The following is a 19,650-nucleotide window of genomic DNA, read 5'->3' as shown; positions in this document are numbered from 1 at the left end:
ACAAGCGCACAGTGGTATTTAATATCTCCGGTGTTATTCATTTAAAAGAACCCATTATTGTAAAAAGTGGCTTTTTAACTATTGCAGGGCAAACCTCTCCTGGTGGCATTACCGTTGCGGGTGCGCCAGTTCAAGTTTCGGATGCTGATCATATCATTATTCGCTATATGCGTTTTCGCCTTGGTACATTTAAATTAGCTGAAGATTCGATGTCTGTGCGCAATAGCCGAGATATAATAATTGATCACTGCTCATTTAGCTGGTCAGTCGATGAAACTGCTAGCTTTTATAATAACCAACGATTCACGCTGCAAAATTCAATTGTAGCTGCGAGCCTTAATCACTCAATCCATCCCAAAGGGCGTCATGGCTATGGTGGAATTTGGGGGAAATAAAGCCAGTTTTATTAATAATGTCATCGCTCATCATAATAGCCGCACACCACGATTAAATGGTTCACGCTTAAAACCCCCTTACGATGAACAGTTTGAATTTGTTGAATTTTCCAACAATATCATTTTTAACTGGGGCAGTAATAACGTTTATGGTAGTGAGAATGGCCGCTTTAACTTAATAAACAACATTTACAAACCGGGACCCGCAAGTAAAGTAATACAACTTGTTGATTTATGGTACTCACCAAATATAACAAAGTCTCAAGCTTATATATCTGGTAACTATTTTGTGGGAGATGAGAAAATAACTGCCGATAACCGACTGGGTGTAAACTATCGCACTAGCAAAGATGCAAAACGTAAAAATATATCAATGGATGATAAACGACTCAGTCGAGTTAAGTTAGAGCCAATCAATGGTGCTGTAAATAGTGCGACAATAAATAGTACTCAAAAAACCTACAGCACACTTATAAAGGAAAAAAACGTAGGGGCTAATTTTAATGCCAATGGCATGTTTTTAGATAATATTGATACACAAGTGTTAAACCAAGTAGATGGTAGTACGCCTATTAATGGCAAAGGTTTAATAAACAGTGAACTAGAAATGATTAAAAGCTGGGAAGAATATGAACGACAATTTCTAGGATTCCCTGACATAATTGATAAAAATAAAGATGGTATAAATGATCGTTGGGCAGCTAAAAATCCAACTAACCAACATAATATAAACGCTTATATAAATTCGATTACGGAGTAATCATTCTTCACTTTTATTATATGAAGGCCGGCTGGTGAATAAAGTCATCCGGCCTCTGAATAGGTCAAACTTAGAGATGACAAATATGTTCCTTCGCTAAGCGATTACCCTAGCGCTAACCAGATACCTACAGCAGCCATTAAGCTGCCAGCAATACGGTTCATCCATTTTATATTATCGCCACGGCTTAAAAATAAACGCAGGCTTTTACCGCCTGTTGCGTAAGCTAACATGCATACAAATTCGCTCACCATTATTACACTTAACAATACTAAAAGCTGAGGAGCTACAGCATGCTCAACACTTATAAATGGCGGCAGTAGTGAAATCATAAACGCCCAGCCCTTAGGATTTGCAATTGCAGTTACAAAACCTTGGGTAAATAACGACTGCCTACTTACATCACTTGGCTTTGAGGTATCAATGGACATTTTTCCTTTGGCTCGCCACATGTTAACGCCAATATAAATTAAGTACGCGCCGCCTACCCACTTTAAAATAGCGAACGCATCTGGGTAATTTAGCATTACGCTTGCAACGCCTAAAACCGCAGCTATAGCAACACTTGCGACGCCTAATAGCTCGCCTATCATCATCCATAATGTGCGGCGCACGCCAATGCTCATACCCAAAGTCATAGCGAGCGTCATACACATACCAGGGGTGATAGACACAAAAAAGAACGTAGGAATAAAAACCGCAAGTGCTGCTACATCAATCATTAATTTACTCTCATATTAAAAGCAAAAACGCGGCTAAATAGCCACGTTTTGAATACTTATTCTACTACTGGCCTGCGGTTGGCTCTGCGGCTTTATCAGTAGTCACTTGCTCAGTAGTTACTTTTACCGGCTCAACTGTATCACTAAGCAAGTACTTGTCTAACCACTGCTCTTGTTCCCACAATACATGCAATAAGCTTTTACGCGCGCGGTAACCATGTGCTTCATAAGGGAGCATTACTAAGCGAGCATCTTTACCTAAACCTTTTAGGGCTGCGTACATGCGCTCACTTTGCATTGGGAAGGTTCCTGAATTAGGATCTTCTTGGCCGTGGAGCATTAGCATTGGCTCGTTAATTTTTTCAGCATGGAAAAACGGCGACATATTAGCGTACACAGTTTGTGCTTGCCAAAAATCACGTTCTTCTCCTTGAAAACCAAACGGCGTTAATGTGCGGTTATACGCGCCACTGCGGGCAATACCTGTTTTAAATAAATCGCTATGAGCCAATAAGTTAGCAACCATAAATGCACCATACGAATGCCCTGCTATGGCAATTTTGTTTTTATCGGCAATGCCTTTTTTAACCAATACATCAACAGCTGCTTGCGCACTTGATACTAACTGCTTTCTAAAGTTATCGTTTGGCTCGCTGCCATCAATACCCACTATTGGCATTTTAGGGTCGTCAAACACGGCAATCCCTTTGGCAAGGTAAGGCATTGGGCCCCAATAACCAATGTAGGTAAATGCATAAGGCGATTCGCGTACTTGCGATGCAACCGCTTTATCTTTGTATTCAAGTGGGTAAGCCCACATAAGTACCGGTAACGGGCCTTGTGTTTTGTCATACCCTGGTGGTAAATAAAGCGTGCCAGAAAGCTCAACCCCGTCGTCGCGCTTATAACGTAACTGCTCTTTAGTTACCCCTTTAAATGCAGGATACGGGTGCTCAAATGTCGTTAACTGCGTTAGCGTGTCGTTATCTAAATCGCGTATAAAAAAGTTAGGTTGCTCAGTTTTAGATTCACGAATAGTAATAAATCGCTCACCTTCGTCGTCAAGCAGTGCGCGAACGCGCTCGTAGTATGGCGCTTGTGATTGCCATAAACGCTTACTGCTATTTGTTTTAACATCGTACCTATCTAAAAACGGCACATTACCTTGCTCTGAAGCACCATTACCGCGCAGGTAAATATAACGCCCGCCTACAATCTTAATAACGTTAGCACCTAAATCGTTGTGCTCGTAAATTGCATTACCTGGATCTTTATACGCATCGTTATAACTACGCTCTGAAAATAAAACGCGGTTTCTGTCGGCATTGCGTGGTTGTACGATGTAAGTACGTACTTGGCGATCACTAAAGCGCCAATCTGTCAGCATGGCAATGTTCTCGTTGCTCCACTCCATTCCCGCGTAACGGCGCTCTACTTTGGCAAACAATTTAGGTTCGCGTTTAAATGGTGCACGTAAGCTGTAAAGATAATCGTGGTGCTCAACGTCGGTTTTCATGTCGCCGCCATCTTGCGCCTGCGCCCAAATAACTTCAGCGCCTTGATCGGCTCGCCATTCAAAATCGCGGCGGCCAGTGCGAACACTGTCGTAACCTTGCGGAATATTATCGGCAAGAGGTTGCTTTGCAAGTTCGGCTAAAACATAACCGCGCATGCCCCATATTTGCCAAGTGCTTGCAAAACGGCTGTACGGTACTTGATACGAAAATGGCTGGCTAATACCTGCAACCAATATATTTGTCGAATCAGGTGATATCGAAAACGCTTTAAATAAAGAAGGACGTCCAATTGCTTGGGCATTACCATCAAGTGTTATGTAAGCCAGCTGACCTAAGCCATAAAATTTAAAGTGCGCTTCATCAAATGGGCTTGTTAATAGATTTTGGTAAGTGCGGGCGGGCGCTTTTTCGCCAGTGCTTTGTTGAATAACAGGCACTACATTTTGACTGTCGTTTTGCAAAGCAGGTTTACCAACATTTACCGCCAAGTTTGCCACTATGGCGCTACTGTCAGGTAACCATTCGTAGGGAGTTGCTGTTATTACTGAATTGAGTGCTGCACTTGAAAGCTCTTTTGCTTGTTTTGTTTCAACATTGTAAAGCCATAAATTTGCTTGGTTAGGTTGCTCAACTATAAACGCTAAAAACTTGCTGTTAGACGACCACTGAGGAGAGCGAATAATACCGCGTGGTAAATTATTAATACTAATCACTGTACCAGTGCGAACATGTTTAAGTTCAACAGCGCTAAACTTAGCGCTCACACGAGAACGCGAAAAATTAGCTGGGTTCAATTTAATCCCTGCAAGCTTAAGCTCTTCTTTTGCAAGCTCATCAAGTGTTACCACTCGTTTGCGTTCAAATAATGCAAGCCACTGACCATCGCTCGACAAGTAACTAGTGGGGGCTAATTTAGCATCAACCAAAGCTGCAAGCTCTGGTGAGGGCATTTGATACCCTTGTTCTGCATAACTTGCTGGCAATAATGCAACACAACAAATAAAGGCAACTAACAGCCTAAAAGCGTTCATGTTTTTATCCTTTTGTTATTTTTTACTTTTATAAACGTATATAAACACGTTTTGCTTTGTTCATAAAGCATTAAGCTCGTTTAAAGTATTCCAATAGATGACTTAATAGTGTTATTTAAGCTACACTATTGCGCTATTTATTCACTATTTCGGCACTTTAAGTACAATGCAGAACAGAGCTAAATCAGTCACTATTTTTGATGTTGCAGATCTTGCTGGTGTATCAAAGTCAACCGTATCCTTGGTGCTTACTCAAAGCGATAAAGTCGGCAAAAAAAGTAAACAAAAAGTACTAAAAGCCATTGACGAACTAGGCTACATTTACAATCGCGATGCAGCAGCTATGCGCTCAAGGCGCTCTAACTTAGTCGCTATTGTAATAAACGATTTAACTAATCCGTATATGGCGCAACTCGCGACTAACCTTGAGCGTATTTTAAACGAAAATAACTTACAAGCCATGATAGTAAGTAGTAATAATAATCTTGAGCTGCAAACAAACGCGGTTAAAAACTTAAAAGAATACAACGCCGCCGCATTCATCATTTGCCCTGTTGCTAATACTTGTGCCAAATGGCTCGATACTCTCAGCGCACAGCAAAAGGTAATGACCTTAATGCGAGAAGTTCCCTTTAGCGCAGCGCCATGCGTACTTCCCGATTATAAAAAAGCCAGCCACGTAGCCAGCATGCATTTGCTTGCACAAGGCGTTACACATATTGCATTTATAGGAAGCGAGCTAACGCTAAGCGACTCTCAAGCACTTCAAAGTGGCTTTAATACTGCTTGCTCACAGCACGGCGTTACGCCTTTGGTAGCCATATCATGCAGTCAAAACCAAGCGCTTAGTGCTAAAAATGCATTTATTGAAGCTTACGCAAAACACCCTCAGTTAAGCGCCCTTGTATGCGAAAATGATATAATTGCACAAGGTGTTTTTGCTGCAATACAGACGCTTAACATACCAACCAATAAAAATATAAAAATAGCGAGCTGCTACCACTTACCTTATTATAGCGTTATGCCTTACAGCTTAAGCACCGTTGTAATTAACACACATGACATTGCTAAACGTTGTCACCTAGTACTCAAAGAATTGCTACAAAACACAGCTCCGCCAGTAAAAACACTGGTAAATGTAAACTCACTAATTAGAGATTCTAGCCAATGAAAAAAGTGCTGGTAATTGGTTTCGTATGGCCAGAACCAAATTCATCTGCTGCGGGAACGCACATGATGTCGTTATTAAATACTTTTAGAGCGCAAAACTGGGACGTTGAATTTGCAACGCCCGCGCAGCGCACAGAGCACATGGTAAACCTTGACGCTTTTGGCATAACCAGCCAAAGCATTGCACTAAACTGCGATAGCTTTGACGAATACGTTAAAGCCTATAACCCAGATATAGTCATGTTTGACCGCTTTATGATGGAAGAACAATTTGGCTGGCGCGTCGATAAACATTGCCCTCATGCGATTAAAATTTTAGATACCGAAGATTTACAATGTCTGCGTAACGCTCGTCACGAAGCGTTTAAAGGTGAGCGTGAGTTTACAATCAGCGATTTACACTCAGACATAGCAAAACGCGAAATTGCCGCTATTTTACGCTGCGATTTAAACTTAATTATTTCAAGTTATGAAATGCGTTTACTAAGCAGCGTATTTAAAATAGAGCCAAGCTTATTGCACCATTTACCATTTATGGTCGATTTAAGCTCATTACCTGCAAGTACAAAAACGTTTGAGCAGCGCCAACATTTTATGACCATAGGCAATTTTAGGCACGCGCCAAACTGGGATGCCGTGTTGCACTTACAAAAGATATGGCCACTTATTCGCAAGCAACTCCCAAAAGCAGAACTACATATTTATGGCTCCTACCCACCACCAAAAGCCACGGCGCTAAATAACCCTAAAACAGGGTTTTTAATAAAAGGCTGGGCCGATAATGCGTTTGATGTAATGCAAAGCGCACGTGTATGTTTAGCACCACTTCGTTTTGGTGCTGGGATTAAAGGTAAATTACTTGAAGCCATGATTATGCAAACACCCAGCGTTACCACTAATATTGGCGCAGAGGGCATGCATAACGATTTACCATGGCCTGGTAAAATAGCCAACACCGCCGATGACTTTGCTGATGCAGCTGTTGAAATGTACAACAATCAAAGTGACTTTGAACAAGCACAACAAGATGGCAATACACTCCTTAATACGCTCTACGATAAAGCACAATTGAGCACTGCGTTAATTAAAAAAATCGATTCAATAAGTAGCGATTTAAAGGCTCATCGCGAAAAAAACTTTACAGGCCAAATGCTCAAACATCATACAATGCGCAGCACTCAATACATGTCGCAATGGATAGCTGAAAAAAATAAAAAATTAGATTAAAAATGACTAGACACACACCAATTAGTGTTTAAAATCGCGCCCATCAAACGTGGGCAGTTTTAGCTGTATTGTCTATATTTTTAGCTTAGTTATCGCAATATTTGGTCCAAAAAGATTTGAAAACTGCAACCTTTACAGAAAAACGCAAATTTATCGTTAAATTGGGCAAAATGCTTCACAAGTATGGCACCCCAGCCTACCGCCTAGAAGCCCACCTAATGGAAGTGGCTACTTACTTAGGACTTAAATCGTCATTTGTTATGTCGCCAACCTCTGTAACGTTTGTTATTTGGACCGATGGCCACGAAGATGAGTACACCCACGTTGCACGTGTAGACCCTGGCGATCACGATTTAGGCTCACTTGCCGACACCGACGACCTTGTAAACCAAATGCTTGACGACAAGCTAAGTTTACAAGAAGTTGATGCGCAGCTAGACGCAATTTTTGTGATGCCAAACCCATATAATAAATTAACAACGGGCGTTGCCTTTGCAACTTCTGGTGGTGCGTTTGCCATGTTAATGGGTACTAGCTGGACTGATGTTATTTGGTCATCGCTACTTACTTTGGTTGTTTATGTGTTTGTACTTTGGTCTGGACGCTCAAAACGCGTAGCTCATATGCTTGAGCCATTGGTAGCCATAATATCGGCAATACTTGCATGTGCAGTAAGCGTGTACATAACGCCCGAAATAAACATACGCTTGGTGGTACTTTCGGCCATTATTGTGTTTATACCCGGTTTAGCACTTGCGCTTGGCTTAGCAGAGCTTGCGGCGCGGCATTTAGTGTCGGGTACAGCAAGAGTCATGGACTCGTTTATGCTGTTATTTAAACTCTATTTTGGCGGTTTTATTGGTATAGGTATTGGCTTTGCACTCTTTGGGCAAGCTGACTTTGTACAACCTGATCCTCTACCAAAGTGGACAGCATGGCTGGCTATATTTTTACTTTGTAGCAGCCTAATCGTTATTTTTAGAACCAAACTTAAACACGCAGTTTGGTCTATTGCATCAGGATTTATAGCGTACGGCACAAGTATTGGCTCAGCTATGTATCTTGATTACACGTTAGGTACGTTTGTGGGTGCTTTATCGGTGGGTATATTTAGTAACTTGTTTAACCGTGTTGCTAATGCGCCGGCCTCTATTGTAGCCATGCAAGGCTTAATTGTATTAGTACCAGGTAGCAAAACCTATATTGGCTTAAACTCACTCATTGAAGGCCAAGACTTTATATATGCAGAGCATATAGGCCAGCAAACGTTTTTAATATTTATGTCGCTTGTTGCAGGGCTAATATTTGCAAACGTCGCCCTACCGCCTAAAAAGAGTTTGTAAGTGATACTGAGCACTCGCTTTACTTTAATTGAGTAAAGCGAGTGAAACGTTACGCTAAAAACAACCGCCAAGTAGCAATTGAGGCCAATACTAAGTGTTTTAGCTCATTACATTGCACTTGAGTCAAACTCAAAAACCTCATATTGATTCCAACGTAAAAACAGTTCACCGCTTTCTAAATAACCTGAACTCTGGATAATAAATCTATCTCAAGCAGCTATTTTCAGCGCTAACTGCGTTGAATTTACTTGCAATAGGCCAGCTATTGACGCGTAAATTCGCCTTGTTTTCACTAAAAATCTCTGGCTAGAGAAAATAAATTTAAATATCACTATGATTCAATATTTTAGTAAATCTCTTAACCAGAGTTCAGGTTAAATACAGATTTATGTCATCACTTGATGGATAGCAAAAATCATCCCAGTGATCACAAAAAACTATCCAAGGTAGGGCTAATGCTGTTTCTTGATCCCAGCAAATTGTTACTGTTTGCGAATCATTTACTAAGCCCTTTAACCATTGGCGTGTTAACTCACTCCCTTGTGTGGAGTCGAATATTTTTGCTCCAACCGGAAAGTTAATGGGTGTGGCGGCAATTAATGTTCTTGCTTGATCTTCACTCAATGGATTGAGTTTATTTAGTGTATCTTTAGAAAAATCACCATGGGATGAGCTAATCCAGCGCCATGCTAAAGAAAAGTCTTCAATTTTGATCAACGCTCTATACCTACTTTTATAAACACGTAATTGACCTTATAGGTTATTACTATTACCTACTCTATACAAACTTCATGTTATTTTACTTTTAGTTCAACATGTTACAATAAAGCACTATGGTTTATTAATATTTAAGAAAGTATGTCCGACGTTTTTTACATTACGTGAAAGGCATACCTTGCAATAAGCACATAATAGAGGACATTATTGCTTCATACTTCCCTATTGAGCCAAAGTACTCAATAGGGAAGTAACTTAACTAACGTAACCAATTAGTTTTACCCAGTTCGACAACTTCATCGCCTTTGCCATTTATTAACGCCTTCATCATGTAAACACTAAAGCCTTTTGCTTGCTCTAATTTGATTTGCGGCGGCATTGAAAGCTCTTGTTTTGCGGTATCGACTTCTAAAACAACAGGTCCTGAGTAATTCATCATCTCGTTCATTGCCGATGGTAATTTTTCAGGGTCGTCCACATGAATCCCTTTTAAGCCACAGGCCTGTGCAATGTTAGCAAAGCTTGGGTTTTCTAAATCGGTATCGCCTGATAAAAACCCACTGGCTTTCATTTCCATAGCCACAAAACTAAGTGAGCGATTATTATAAACAACAATTTTTATAGGTAAATTAAGCTGTTTAAGCGAGATTAAGTCCCCCATTAACATCGAAAAGCCACCATCGCCACACATTGCAATTACTTGGCGGTCTCTATCTACAGATTGCACGCCCATTGCCTGCGACATGGCATTTGCCATAGAGCCATGATTAAACGATCCTATTAAACGGCGCTTTCCATTCATTGACAAATAACGCGCAGCCCATACTGTTGGTGTACCTACATCGCAAGTAAAAACAGCATCATCAGCCGCTTGCTCGTTGAGTAAACGTGTTAGGTATTGCGGGTGAATTAAATTTTGCGAGGTTTTGCCACTGGCGAGTTCATCGAGATCTTTTCGCGATTCTTTATAGTGCTTAGCACTCTTTTGTAAGTGCGAGTCTGTGCGCTCACCTTCAATATACTCAAGTAATGTGGCCACTGAATTTTTTGTATCCCCTAGCACGCCACAGTCAATTTGCACGTGTCGCCCGAGTGACGCAGCCTGATTATCAATTTGTAATATGGTGGTATTTTCAGGATAAAAAGCACGATAAGGAAAACTAGTCCCAATCATAAGTAACGTATCGGCTTCTTGCATTGCATGATAGCCCGACGCAAAGCCAATAAATCCGGTCATACCAACATCATAAGGGTTATCGTATTCAATAAATTCTTTACCGCGCATAGCATGCACAATTGGTGCTTGTAATTTTTCGGCTAGCGCAACAATTTCGTCGTGGGCATCCTTACAGCCAGCACCACACAATAAGGTTACTTTTTTACTTTTATTAAGATGAGTCGCCATTGCTTCAATATCAGATAAAGCGGGAGTATACGTTGCAGGTTTTGGCACGTTCCATTTTGGTTTGATAGCTTTAGGCATATCTTTTAATGCAATGTCGCCAGGTAACACAAGCACACTCACGCCTTTGTTTAATATTGCTTGTCGCATTGCGGTTTCTAGCAGGTACGGCATTTGCTCGGGGCTCGACACCATTTCACAATACACACTGCATTCTTTAAATAATTCTTGCGGATGGGTTTCTTGAAAAAAACTACTACCAATTTCAGGTGAAGGAATATGTGCGGCAATAGCTAATACCGGTACATTATTGCGCTGACAATCAAATAAGCCATTAATTAAATGAAGATTACCCGGCCCGCAAGAACCCGCACACACCGCAAGCTCGCCTGATAAATGCGCTTCTCCACCGGCTGCAAATGCGGCAACTTCTTCATGTCGCGTTCCTAGCCATTCAATTGTGCCCATTTTTCGCAGACTTTCACTAATGCCGTTAAGTGAATCGCCAGTCACTCCCCAAATACGTTTTACGCCAGCTTGTTCGAGAGTTTTAGTGATAAAACTTGCAATATTTTGACTCATAATATAGAACTCCTAAATATTCAGTTATTCTGTAAATTGATTTTTCGCCTCTGATCTATCAAGTAAGTCATCGTTTCGAAATGCGCTCAATTATTGAGAATCGATAAGCCTAAATATTTTGATAATGATAGATATATTACTACCGAGACTTTACTAACAAACGATACTCCTAGGTTTGCTACGCCCCATACTGATACATAAAACATGAATGTCCGCTTTAAAGTGTTTATGAATATGCGGGTGCGAGATTTTTAGTGGCTTAACTATGAATATGTTATTATGCGCTCAATTATTTTACTGAATGTTTTTCTCTTACTTCTATGTCAAATTCTGCTTCGTGCTTTACATTATTTTCTCAAAATATTGATTCTCTCGCGCTTCCTGAAAAGTTTACTTTCCCTTTTTATTACGAGCCGCAACCATTAGCTGTAGCAGCCACAAAACAATTACAGCAACAACTTGAAACGTTAACGCATTTAAAAGCAGAAAATGCCGGTAAAATGCTTGGGGTTTTAGTGGTGCAAAATGCTAAGCAACAATTAGGCTTTTTAAGTGCTTATTCGGGGCAAATTGAAGGTGATAAAGCCAATATTAGCTTTGTACCGCCAGTTTCTAGCATGCAACTGCAAGACGATAGCTATTTGGCTCAAAGTAAAATAATTAACGATATTAATGCTCAAATTGAGCAATTAGAAAATAGCGAACAACTGCATGAAGTTAATAGTAAACTTGATGATGCAACACAGAGCTACCAGCAAGCACTATTAGCTCAACAGGCAGTAATGCAAGCCGGTCGTCAGCAACGTAAAATACAACGTACCGAAGGCGAATTAGAGCTTAACGAAAGTGATTTTGAGCAGTTAAAAAATAAGCTTGCAGGGCAAAGTATCGTAGAAAAAAGCAACTGCTGGCACTTAAAGCCTATTGGCAAAATATAATCGAGTCACTGCAGCAAACACACATCAATATTTCTGATGAAATTGCTCATTTAAAAAAACGCCGTAAAACGCTTTCTAAAAGCTTACAAAAAAATTATTTGCGCAGTACCAATTTTTAAATGCAAATGGAGAAACTACAGATTTAAATGCTATTTTTGCAGCATTACCTGAGCACACTCCTCCTTCGGGTGCTGGCGATTGTGCTGCGCCAAAATTATTACAATACGCCTATAAACATGACTTAAAGCCACTTGCTATGGCTGAATTTTGGTGGGGAGCAGCGCCTAAATCGGCAATTAGGCAGCATAAAAATTACTACCCATCTTGTTACAGTAAATGCCAACCAATACTTGGGCATATGTTAAAGGGTTTAAACGTTGAAGATAACCCGCTACTTATCAACCCAGCTCAGGGTAAAGATTTAAGTATTGTTTATAAAGATGACGACTTACTTGTGGTAAATAAGCCCGCTGAGTTTTTATCGGTACCTGGCGTTAATATTAGTGACTCAGTTTATATGCGAATCAAAACGCAGTTTCCAGAGGCATCAGGCCCACTAATTGTACACAGATTAGATATGTCGACTTCTGGGTTATTGATGATTGCACTTAATAAACGTGTGCACAAAGCACTGCAAAAGCAGTTTATTGAACGCACTATAGATAAACGTTATGTCGCACTAGTTAATGGTAACGTAGCTGAGGACAGCGGAGTAATTGATTTACCCTTAGTGCTCGACTTTGATGATAAACCGCGCCAAATGGTGTGTTACAAACATGGTAAGCCGTCGCTCACTATCTGGCAGGTTTTAGAGCGTAACAACAACATTACCCGATTACAGTTATACCCTAAAACAGGGCGAACTCATCAATTAAGAGTGCATTGCGCACACAGTTTAGGTTTAAACATGCCAATTATAGGCGACACACATTACGGACAAAAAGCCGATAGATTACATTTACATGCAGAATACTTAGCATTTACTCACCCCATTACGCTCGAGCGATTGAAATTTGAAGTCGCTGCTGATTTTTAATCAAATGCATATGGCCACAACTGCTATATTATACAAATTATGGTTTTTATTAGTTAAATTGAAATCGTTTATGATTAAGTTTTTTTCAAAAAACAAATATAAAAATAGATTCAAGAAATAGCTTAACAAACAATATAAACAAAATTATTTCACTGATAAAAATAAGTCATCAAAGGGTTAAAATGACTAGCAATATACAAATAAACATTTTAGATAATACTTTATGGGCAAAGTGTATTGCTCTAGTCTCGTTTTTACTTTGGTGTAATTTTGCCTCAGCTAACGATGAGCCATATCCGCAAAATTACCAAGCGGCTCAAGCTCTCATCAATAACATAAAACTAAATGAAATAGACTATCTTCAAAATGAAGACAAACTCACTCAAGCGTTTAAAATAAGCAAAGAGCAAAATTGGGATAAACTTCATCTAGAAGCGGCCGCTTTGTATGCGGAGCTACTTTTTAGACAAGAAAAATACGAGGCGTTAAACACACACTTGTCTTATTACTTAAAGAACAAAGAGTTACCAAATCAAAAAAGTGTTCATTTATTATTTCTCGAATCACAACTGAAGTCTTTAGCGAGAAAGCCAAACCCAGCTCCAGCACTAATACTAGCCACGAAATTAGAAGAGAGCTTGCAACAGTATTCGACTAAAGAAAAAATCATTATTTTACGAGCACTTGCTTACTATTACACCGATACAGATTCATTGAAAAAGACCCTAAATGTTGCTCTAGAGGGGCTAGAATTAGCATTAAAAGATGACGATTCAGCATCTCAAGGATACTTTTTTAGAAAAATAGCCGATGCATACAATTATCTAAACGAAAAAGATAAAGCCGTATATTATGCAAAAAAAGCGGTTGCGGCATATGAGCAAACACAAGATGGGCTTTTTACTGCAAAAGCATATTGGAGTTTAGGCAATATATTGCTTGAGATAGAAAAACCTAAAGATGCCTTAATATACCTAGACAAAGCATTGCTCTATTTTAAAAAAGCTAATATGCAAAAAGGCTTAACCTTTGCTCAGTACTCAATTGCCAGTATTGAGTACTTACAAGCAAACTACGATAAAGCTTTAACTTTAACTAAAGAAAATATTGAGCTTGCTCTTTCTGCAGGTGTTCACGACATGCAACTCGCTTCACTCATTTTGTTAGCTGACATATATATAAAACTAGATTTACTTGATCAAGCAAATGAAGCAAACGATGAGGTATTTTTAAAATTAGATAAATTCAGCCGCAGTATTTATAAAGCCGATTTTTTAAGTAAACGCTATGAGCTAAAGCGACGCCTTAACTACACTGACGAGGCTTTTGAAGCAATTGAACAAAAACTCCTTTATACAAAAAAACACTACGAAGCTACCAGTGAAAGTAATATAAAAACACTTCAGGTCAAGTTTGAAGTAAAAGAAAAAGAAGAAAAAATACAGCAACTAGAGTACGAAAAAGACATTAGTGAACTACAAGCTAAAGAAGAGTACCAACAAAAAATAATTTGGCGACTTAGCGCTGCTATTGCATTTATTTTAGTGATTGCTTCATTATTTTTATTTTATCGGCAAGCTCGACAACGTCAAAAATATCACGATATTTCATTAACAGATTATCTAACAAATAGCCCTAATCGTAGAGGAATAATGCGCGCAGCAGAAGCAAAGCTTGATGAAGGTAAAATGACGATAGCAATTGTTGACTTAGACTACTTTAAAAAAGTTAACGACCAATTTGGTCACGATGTTGGAGATTTAGTTCTTATTGCCTTTGCAAAAGCTGTAAAAGAAACACTAAATGGTGATCATCAGTTTGGCCGCTACGGCGGCGAAGAATGGTTGTTTGCACTTAATTTGGTTGACGAACTAGCTATTCGAGATATATTTGACCAGCTCGCCACTAGGTTTACCGAGCATTGTAGTAATATAAAAGACCTTCCTAGTGATACAAAAATCACTTTTAGTGTGGGAGCCTCTGTAAGTAGCCCTTTAAAAAGTACACTAGATGTTCTTATTAAGCATGCAGATAAATTACTTTATAAAGCAAAAGAAAACGGAAGAAAACAAGTCGTTGTTGATTAAATAAGCACAGCTAAAAGTATTGGCTCATTTACTTGACTAAAGTCCGTCTAAAACCATCTGTTTAATTTTATGTGCTTTTACAAAATGATCTAATTTATGGGTGTGTATCCACCAAGTAGCGGCCTCCATAAGTAGCTCTGGGTCGTCGTTTTTATTGGCAAAAAATGCATAAAAAGAAAGCCCCACATTTTCGCCTTTAGCTGCTATTTTTTTATCGCATACGGTAATTATTTTTGCTCTTAGTTCTTCTCTCATACATACCTTATTTAATTATATTTTTACTATTAAAATACGCCATTTAAAACGCTAACGATTAGCTGTAAAAGGCTTCTATCAACCAAGCCATGATTCTCAAGCTCTTTATTAGGCGTATTTACTTTTGCAGCTTTGCATTCATTATCTAATGTCTCATTTTTACGTGTATCGGTTTCGTATGCAATATCTGCTTGTTCCATACATTTTGCCGAGCCTGCGTAAGGCTTCGCCGTACAAGCGCTTAGTAATAATAAAAGTGAAATTGCTATCAACAATTGCTTCATAACCAATCCTATTTTTACGCAACTTATTTACTTTAAATCACAGCTGCAAGTTAGGGTCAGAACGCGAGGCAGTACTACATGCACTCAGTAGAGCGCACAGCAATAATGCGGCGATGGGGGTTTTTATGTTCATCCTTAAACTATCCTATTAAGTTAACGTGCTACCTGCATTTATACCGATTGATGTTATATGTGGGAGTAACATATAGGTTGTACCTAAATAACGCTGCTACTTTATCACTGCAATAAAATAAACAACCAGTAAATATTTGTAAGGTTCTGTAGGGATTTATACTCACTTTTATAATTGAACTACGCAAAAACCTGAAATTATTGCATTCATGCAAATGTAAAATTTACAGTGATAGCAGCCTAAGAATAAAAAAATTAAAATATATTCATTAAAATACAATAACTTAATATTTGGCATTTCGTTTGCTAGTTAGTGTTATAAGCAAATAAATTGTAAAAGGACTAATTATGAATATTTTTGAAGCGCTACGTCACGATCACGACAAACAACGAAAATTAGTAGATGCGCTTATTCAAACACACGGCGACACAGAGCAGCGCCACAAGTTAATGGATGAGCTAAAAACAGAATTAGAAGAACATGCAAAATTTGAAGAACGTTACTTTTATAACCCACTTATGTTTGATGACTTAACTCATGAAAAAGCACGCCACAGCGTAGCTGAACATCACGAAATTGATGAATTAATTGAACAACTTGAAGATACAGAAATGAGCTCGTCTGCATGGTTAGTTACAGCTAAAAAGCTGCACCATTTGGTACATCATCATTTAAGTGAAGAAGAACACGAAGTGTTTCAATTAGCGGGTAAAGCACTTAACGAAGGGCAAAAAGAGAGCCTTGCTGAGCAATATAACGATGCTATGCACTAGTTGCATAACATATAAATCGACTTCCACACACTCCCTGTGTACTTATTGGTTATAAGCCATATGGCTTATAACCATTTTTTCTTTTACTACTTCACAGTAAATTTCACGTCTTGGTCGCGTAATAAGTAAAGTGTAAAACACGCAGCCCACATTGGCCATGCAGTGAAGAATAATAAGTTATTAAAGCCATCTATGTATTGGTTATAAGATGAAAGCGTAGACAAGCCATGCATCACAAAAATCACACCATAAGTAATGCGTTTTTTAATACCCGCTAAAAATGCCAATACTAATACAAGTTGCAGAGCACCGATAACATAAGCAACCATGTCTGATGAACCGCTGATCCCATAAAAGTGCTCGAAAATACGTGCGCTATGGCCTGGATTTACGAATTTATCGAATGTCCACATGATCATTACAATAAAAACGCCTAAACGAAGCGATAAAAGAGACCACTGCAGACGTTTTTGTACGTCTGAACTCATTGAACCTGTCATAAAATTCCCTCAAAAATGTATAAATAAACCTTGAAGTAATCAAGACCGTATTAGTTAGTTTTTATTTCAACACAGCGTAATTATTTTTGCTTATTTTACTTTTAGAAAATAAAGCGTGGATTATTTGAAATATGCAGATTTATTATATGGAAGTTAATACATAATAAAAGGTTAACTACCCAAAAGTAGACTACAATAAAAAGCCGATTAAAAGCAATAATTTACAGGGAATATCATACAATTGATCTATTGATGTTTCATCCACTAATGAAACAACATTACTTAATTACAGCCCCTAAAAAGCAACTGTTTTTATAATGTTCTATAAACAAAAAGAATCGAAGGTTTACTGAAAGTTATTTTTAAACCTTTCGGTCTTTATCGACATCAACATATAACCGTAGAGAGAAAACGTTTGAAACACGCATACTTGGCTTTATCCTTAGCCGCCATATTAAATACACCACTTAACTCATTTGCAGCTGAAGAATTAAAAATAACAAAAAATGATGTAATAGAGCACATTGAAGTGGCGGGCCAAATTACTAAATCTCAAGGCCTTTCAGTTAAAGATACCACTGTAGATGGCCCGTTTGGTGATAACTTAGCACTACAAGATATAGCCCGCTCGGTAACACCAATTTCAAGTGAGTTAATAGAGCAACTTAATATTACTACGCTACAAGATGTATTAGCAGTAAGCCCTAATACCTATTCAGCGAGTGGCTTTGGTGCACCAAGTTTGCCAACAATTCGCGGACAATTGGGTGAGCTTTTTCAAGATGGTACACGCCGCCAAGCTGGCAATAATGGTTTTGGGGTGCCGTTATCGTTCAACGCAGTAGAACAAATTGATGTTGTAAAAGGCGCACCGCCGGTTCTATTTGGCTCAAGTCAACGTAACGGCGGCTTTGTGAATCTACATTCTAAAAAAGCATCTACCGATGAAAGCAAAGGCAAAGCAAGTTTATCCGCGGGCCGGTGGGATCAATACCGCGTTTTGGTCGATTACAGCGCACCGATTGTAAAAGACAAAGTTGGCTTTAGAGTGAGCGCTGAGCACATAGATAACGGCAGTTACTATGATTTTTCAGGTACTAAAAGTGACAGCCTATTTGCTGCCCTTCGGGTATTACCTGATGACAAGAGCAGCTGGGATCTTAACTTTGAGTTGTACCAAGTTGAATTTACCGATAACGCAGGTATTAACCGCCCAACACAAGTACTCATAGATCATGGCTTATACATTACTGGCCAAGGCGTACAAGCAAATGGCAGTACAATACCAGCGGCTGGTTCTATTGTTTCACCTACTGGGCAAGTAAAAATAGACCGTAGTACGGTACTTACCGATCCTGATAATCAAAACGAAGCTACTACTTACTTACTACACAGCATTTATAAGCGTGAACTTTCCAGCAATGCATCAATAAAAAATATTACGTATTTTCAGCACTTACAACGCGAAGAAATTGCACAAAACAGCTTTGTTGAAATTATAGACGGTGCCGATACCGCGCAAAATCGTACCGAATTGACTTACCAATGGAGCAATGAACAGCAAACAATTTTTGCATTTGATGTGCGCTATAATCGCGTATTAGGCTATAGCCAATTTACTACCGAAGCCGACTTGCCTATTGATTTAACTGGCCCAATTTCAAATCGTCGTATTCCTTTAACCGATACGCAACAAGCGCGTTTAATTGAAATTAGCCCGGGGGTGTTCGTATCTCCCGGTGGCCAGTACGATATTAATAACGATGGTAGCGGCGACTTTAACTTATCAGACACTACGGACTCTCGCTCATGGCAAACTGGGCTTGCTATTCAGCAAGATTCAGATTGGACAAATAAGTTTCATACAAGCGTAGGTTATCGTGTTGATTATTATGATGTAGATGCGCGCGACCCAATCGCACCACAAGGTCAAGTTGCAGCAAGTGATAGCATTAATGACACGCTGCAATCGGGTCAAGTTAGCTTTAATTACAAACTAAATAATGATTACACCACTTACGGTGCAGCAAGTTATAACGAAGCTACATCAAACAGCATGGCTGGCGGTACATCACTGGGTGGCGACAACACAATCAGTGCACAAAATTTTGCTACCGAAAACACCCTTGTTGAGTTTGGTTTAAAATACGCACCAACCGACAGCGATTGGTACGCCGATGGTGCTTTGTTTAGCCAACGTCGTAGTTTACGTAACCGCGATGGAAGCAATACCGGTATTCGTACACAAGGGTTTGAAGGCCAAGTGTTTTACGATGCCTACCCTTATTGGTTAAGTGCCGGCTACAGTTATATTGATGCACGTTACGACAACTCTGCAAGCAGTCAAGATTCAGCGCAAGTAGCAGATGCATTTGACAACTCTCGTCCAGATATTATCGCAGGCACCGGTGTTGGTGCCCCAAGCTTTACACCATTTGCACGCTCTAATCGCCAAGTTCAAGGCATTCCTGAGCAATCGTTCAGTTTTAACGGAAATTATTCAATTAATTCGAAATGGCAAACGGGTTTTTCAGGTCTATATACAAAGAGTTACCCATTGGACTTTTTAGCGACGGTAAAAATTCGTGATCAGTACACATTAAACGTAAATACTAGCTATGCTTTTACGCCTAGTACTAAATTACGTTTAGATGTAAATAACGTCACAAATCAAAAAAACTGGCGCCCCGTATTTGAAGGCGGTTACTTTGGTGCAACTTTAGCTTTTCCTGAGTTGCCAATAAACGCCAAGTTAACCCTTACGCATAGTTTTTAAGA

General features: G+C 39.3%; 15 protein-coding genes and 1 pseudogene. 9 read left to right on the top strand and 7 right to left on the bottom strand.

What is annotated here, in order from left to right:
* Positions 1-11: 11 nt before the first annotated feature.
* Positions 12-395, top strand: coding sequence for a hypothetical protein (locus P4S65_RS18335; protein WP_337120815.1), 384 nt, complete (start codon positions 12-14; stop codon positions 393-395).
* On the top strand, positions 373-1,155 hold the full coding sequence (locus tag P4S65_RS18330; protein ID WP_337120814.1) for a hypothetical protein: 783 nt from the start codon (positions 373-375) through the stop codon (positions 1,153-1,155). The genes P4S65_RS18335 and P4S65_RS18330 overlap by 23 nt, the downstream gene beginning before the upstream one ends.
* A gap of 104 nt (positions 1,156-1,259) precedes the next feature.
* Here the strand turns inward: P4S65_RS18330 and P4S65_RS18325 are convergent, their stop codons facing one another.
* Both P4S65_RS18325 and P4S65_RS18320 read right to left on the bottom strand, forming a co-directional pair.
* Positions 1,260-1,877, bottom strand: a complete 618-nt coding sequence (locus P4S65_RS18325; protein ID WP_306724873.1) for a LysE family translocator — start codon at positions 1,875-1,877, stop codon at positions 1,260-1,262.
* A gap of 64 nt (positions 1,878-1,941) precedes the next feature.
* Positions 1,942-4,425: a S9 family peptidase gene (locus tag P4S65_RS18320; RefSeq protein WP_337120813.1), complete on the bottom strand. Its 2,484-nt coding sequence runs from the start codon at positions 4,423-4,425 to the stop codon at positions 1,942-1,944.
* Between the two features lie 166 nt (positions 4,426-4,591).
* Between P4S65_RS18320 and P4S65_RS18315 the strand changes: the two genes are divergently transcribed.
* The 3 genes from P4S65_RS18315 to P4S65_RS18305 all read left to right on the top strand — a co-directional run bounded on the left by P4S65_RS18315 (position 4,592) and on the right by P4S65_RS18305 (position 8,165).
* A complete protein-coding gene (locus tag P4S65_RS18315) occupies positions 4,592-5,596 on the top strand; it encodes a LacI family DNA-binding transcriptional regulator (RefSeq protein ID WP_337120812.1) in 1,005 nt (334 codons plus the stop codon).
* Entirely contained in the window at positions 5,593-6,822 is a 1,230-nt protein-coding gene (locus tag P4S65_RS18310) for a glycosyltransferase (RefSeq protein ID WP_033031981.1), read from the top strand. The genes P4S65_RS18315 and P4S65_RS18310 overlap by 4 nt, the downstream gene beginning before the upstream one ends.
* A 116-nt stretch (positions 6,823-6,938) precedes the next feature.
* On the top strand, positions 6,939-8,165 hold the full coding sequence (locus P4S65_RS18305; protein WP_337120811.1) for a threonine/serine ThrE exporter family protein: 1,227 nt from the start codon (positions 6,939-6,941) through the stop codon (positions 8,163-8,165).
* Positions 8,166-8,534: 369 nt separating this feature from the next.
* On the opposite strand, the gene P4S65_RS18300 is transcribed toward P4S65_RS18305, so the two are convergent.
* A complete protein-coding gene (locus tag P4S65_RS18300; RefSeq protein WP_337120810.1) occupies positions 8,535-8,882 on the bottom strand; it encodes a hypothetical protein in 348 nt (115 codons plus the stop codon).
* Positions 8,883-9,141: 259 nt separating this feature from the next.
* On the bottom strand, positions 9,142-10,866 hold the full coding sequence (gene poxB / locus P4S65_RS18295; protein ID WP_337120809.1) for a ubiquinone-dependent pyruvate dehydrogenase: 1,725 nt from the start codon (positions 10,864-10,866) through the stop codon (positions 9,142-9,144).
* Positions 10,867-11,186: 320 nt separating this feature from the next.
* Here poxB and P4S65_RS18290 point away from each other — a divergent pair.
* Together P4S65_RS18290 and P4S65_RS18285 are read left to right on the top strand one after the other, a co-directional pair.
* Positions 11,187-12,840: pseudogene (locus P4S65_RS18290) on the top strand (pseudouridine synthase).
* Positions 12,841-13,022: 182 nt separating this feature from the next.
* On the top strand, positions 13,023-14,927 hold the full coding sequence (locus tag P4S65_RS18285; RefSeq protein WP_337120808.1) for a tetratricopeptide repeat-containing diguanylate cyclase: 1,905 nt from the start codon (positions 13,023-13,025) through the stop codon (positions 14,925-14,927).
* Between the two features lie 36 nt (positions 14,928-14,963).
* On the opposite strand, the gene P4S65_RS18280 is transcribed toward P4S65_RS18285, so the two are convergent.
* On the bottom strand, positions 14,964-15,182 hold the full coding sequence (locus P4S65_RS18280) for a DUF6500 family protein (RefSeq protein WP_007377212.1): 219 nt from the start codon (positions 15,180-15,182) through the stop codon (positions 14,964-14,966).
* Positions 15,183-15,211: 29 nt separating this feature from the next.
* Positions 15,212-15,466 (bottom strand): hypothetical protein, encoded by a 255-nt coding sequence (locus P4S65_RS18275; protein ID WP_007377211.1) that lies wholly within the window; start codon positions 15,464-15,466, stop codon positions 15,212-15,214.
* Positions 15,467-15,946: 480 nt separating this feature from the next.
* On the opposite strand from P4S65_RS18275, the gene P4S65_RS18270 reads away from it, so the two are divergent.
* Positions 15,947-16,372 carry a hemerythrin domain-containing protein gene (locus P4S65_RS18270; protein WP_337120807.1) on the top strand — a complete coding sequence of 142 codons (426 nt, stop codon included), beginning with the start codon at positions 15,947-15,949 and terminating at the stop codon, positions 16,370-16,372.
* A gap of 86 nt (positions 16,373-16,458) precedes the next feature.
* Here the strand turns inward: P4S65_RS18270 and P4S65_RS18265 are convergent, their stop codons facing one another.
* Entirely contained in the window at positions 16,459-16,872 is a 414-nt protein-coding gene (locus P4S65_RS18265) for a hypothetical protein (RefSeq protein WP_337120806.1), read from the bottom strand.
* 415 nt (positions 16,873-17,287) lie between these two features.
* Between P4S65_RS18265 and P4S65_RS18260 the strand changes: the two genes are divergently transcribed.
* Positions 17,288-19,648, top strand: coding sequence for a TonB-dependent receptor (locus P4S65_RS18260; protein WP_337120805.1), 2,361 nt, complete (start codon positions 17,288-17,290; stop codon positions 19,646-19,648).
* Positions 19,649-19,650: the final 2 nt, after the last annotated feature.

Origin of the sequence: Pseudoalteromonas sp. B131b, from assembly GCF_037162545.1 — a bacterium.
Classification (GTDB): Bacteria; Pseudomonadota; Gammaproteobacteria; order Enterobacterales; family Alteromonadaceae; genus Pseudoalteromonas; species Pseudoalteromonas fuliginea.
The sequence above is the reverse complement of the archived record's forward strand: the minus strand, read 5'-3'. Positions and strand labels throughout refer to the sequence as shown.

Bases quoted from the DNA above. Each gene is read 5' to 3' on its own strand.
- P4S65_RS18330 (WP_337120814.1), top strand. From the start codon at position 373: ATGGTGGAATTTGGGGGAAATAAAGCCAGTTTTATTAATAATGTCATC.
- P4S65_RS18325 (WP_306724873.1), bottom strand. From the start codon at position 1,877: ATGATTGATGTAGCAGCACTTGCGGTTTTTATTCCTACGTTCTTTTTT.
- P4S65_RS18320 (WP_337120813.1), bottom strand. From the start codon at position 4,425: ATGAACGCTTTTAGGCTGTTAGTTGCCTTTATTTGTTGTGTTGCATTA.
- P4S65_RS18315 (WP_337120812.1), top strand. From the start codon at position 4,592: ATGCAGAACAGAGCTAAATCAGTCACTATTTTTGATGTTGCAGATCTT.
- P4S65_RS18310 (WP_033031981.1), top strand. From the start codon at position 5,593: ATGAAAAAAGTGCTGGTAATTGGTTTCGTATGGCCAGAACCAAATTCA.
- poxB (WP_337120809.1), bottom strand. From the start codon at position 10,866: ATGAGTCAAAATATTGCAAGTTTTATCACTAAAACTCTCGAACAAGCT.
- P4S65_RS18285 (WP_337120808.1), top strand. From the start codon at position 13,023: ATGACTAGCAATATACAAATAAACATTTTAGATAATACTTTATGGGCA.
- P4S65_RS18280 (WP_007377212.1), bottom strand. From the start codon at position 15,182: ATGAGAGAAGAACTAAGAGCAAAAATAATTACCGTATGCGATAAAAAA.
- P4S65_RS18275 (WP_007377211.1), bottom strand. From the start codon at position 15,466: ATGAAGCAATTGTTGATAGCAATTTCACTTTTATTATTACTAAGCGCT.
- P4S65_RS18270 (WP_337120807.1), top strand. From the start codon at position 15,947: ATGAATATTTTTGAAGCGCTACGTCACGATCACGACAAACAACGAAAA.
- P4S65_RS18265 (WP_337120806.1), bottom strand. From the start codon at position 16,872: ATGACAGGTTCAATGAGTTCAGACGTACAAAAACGTCTGCAGTGGTCT.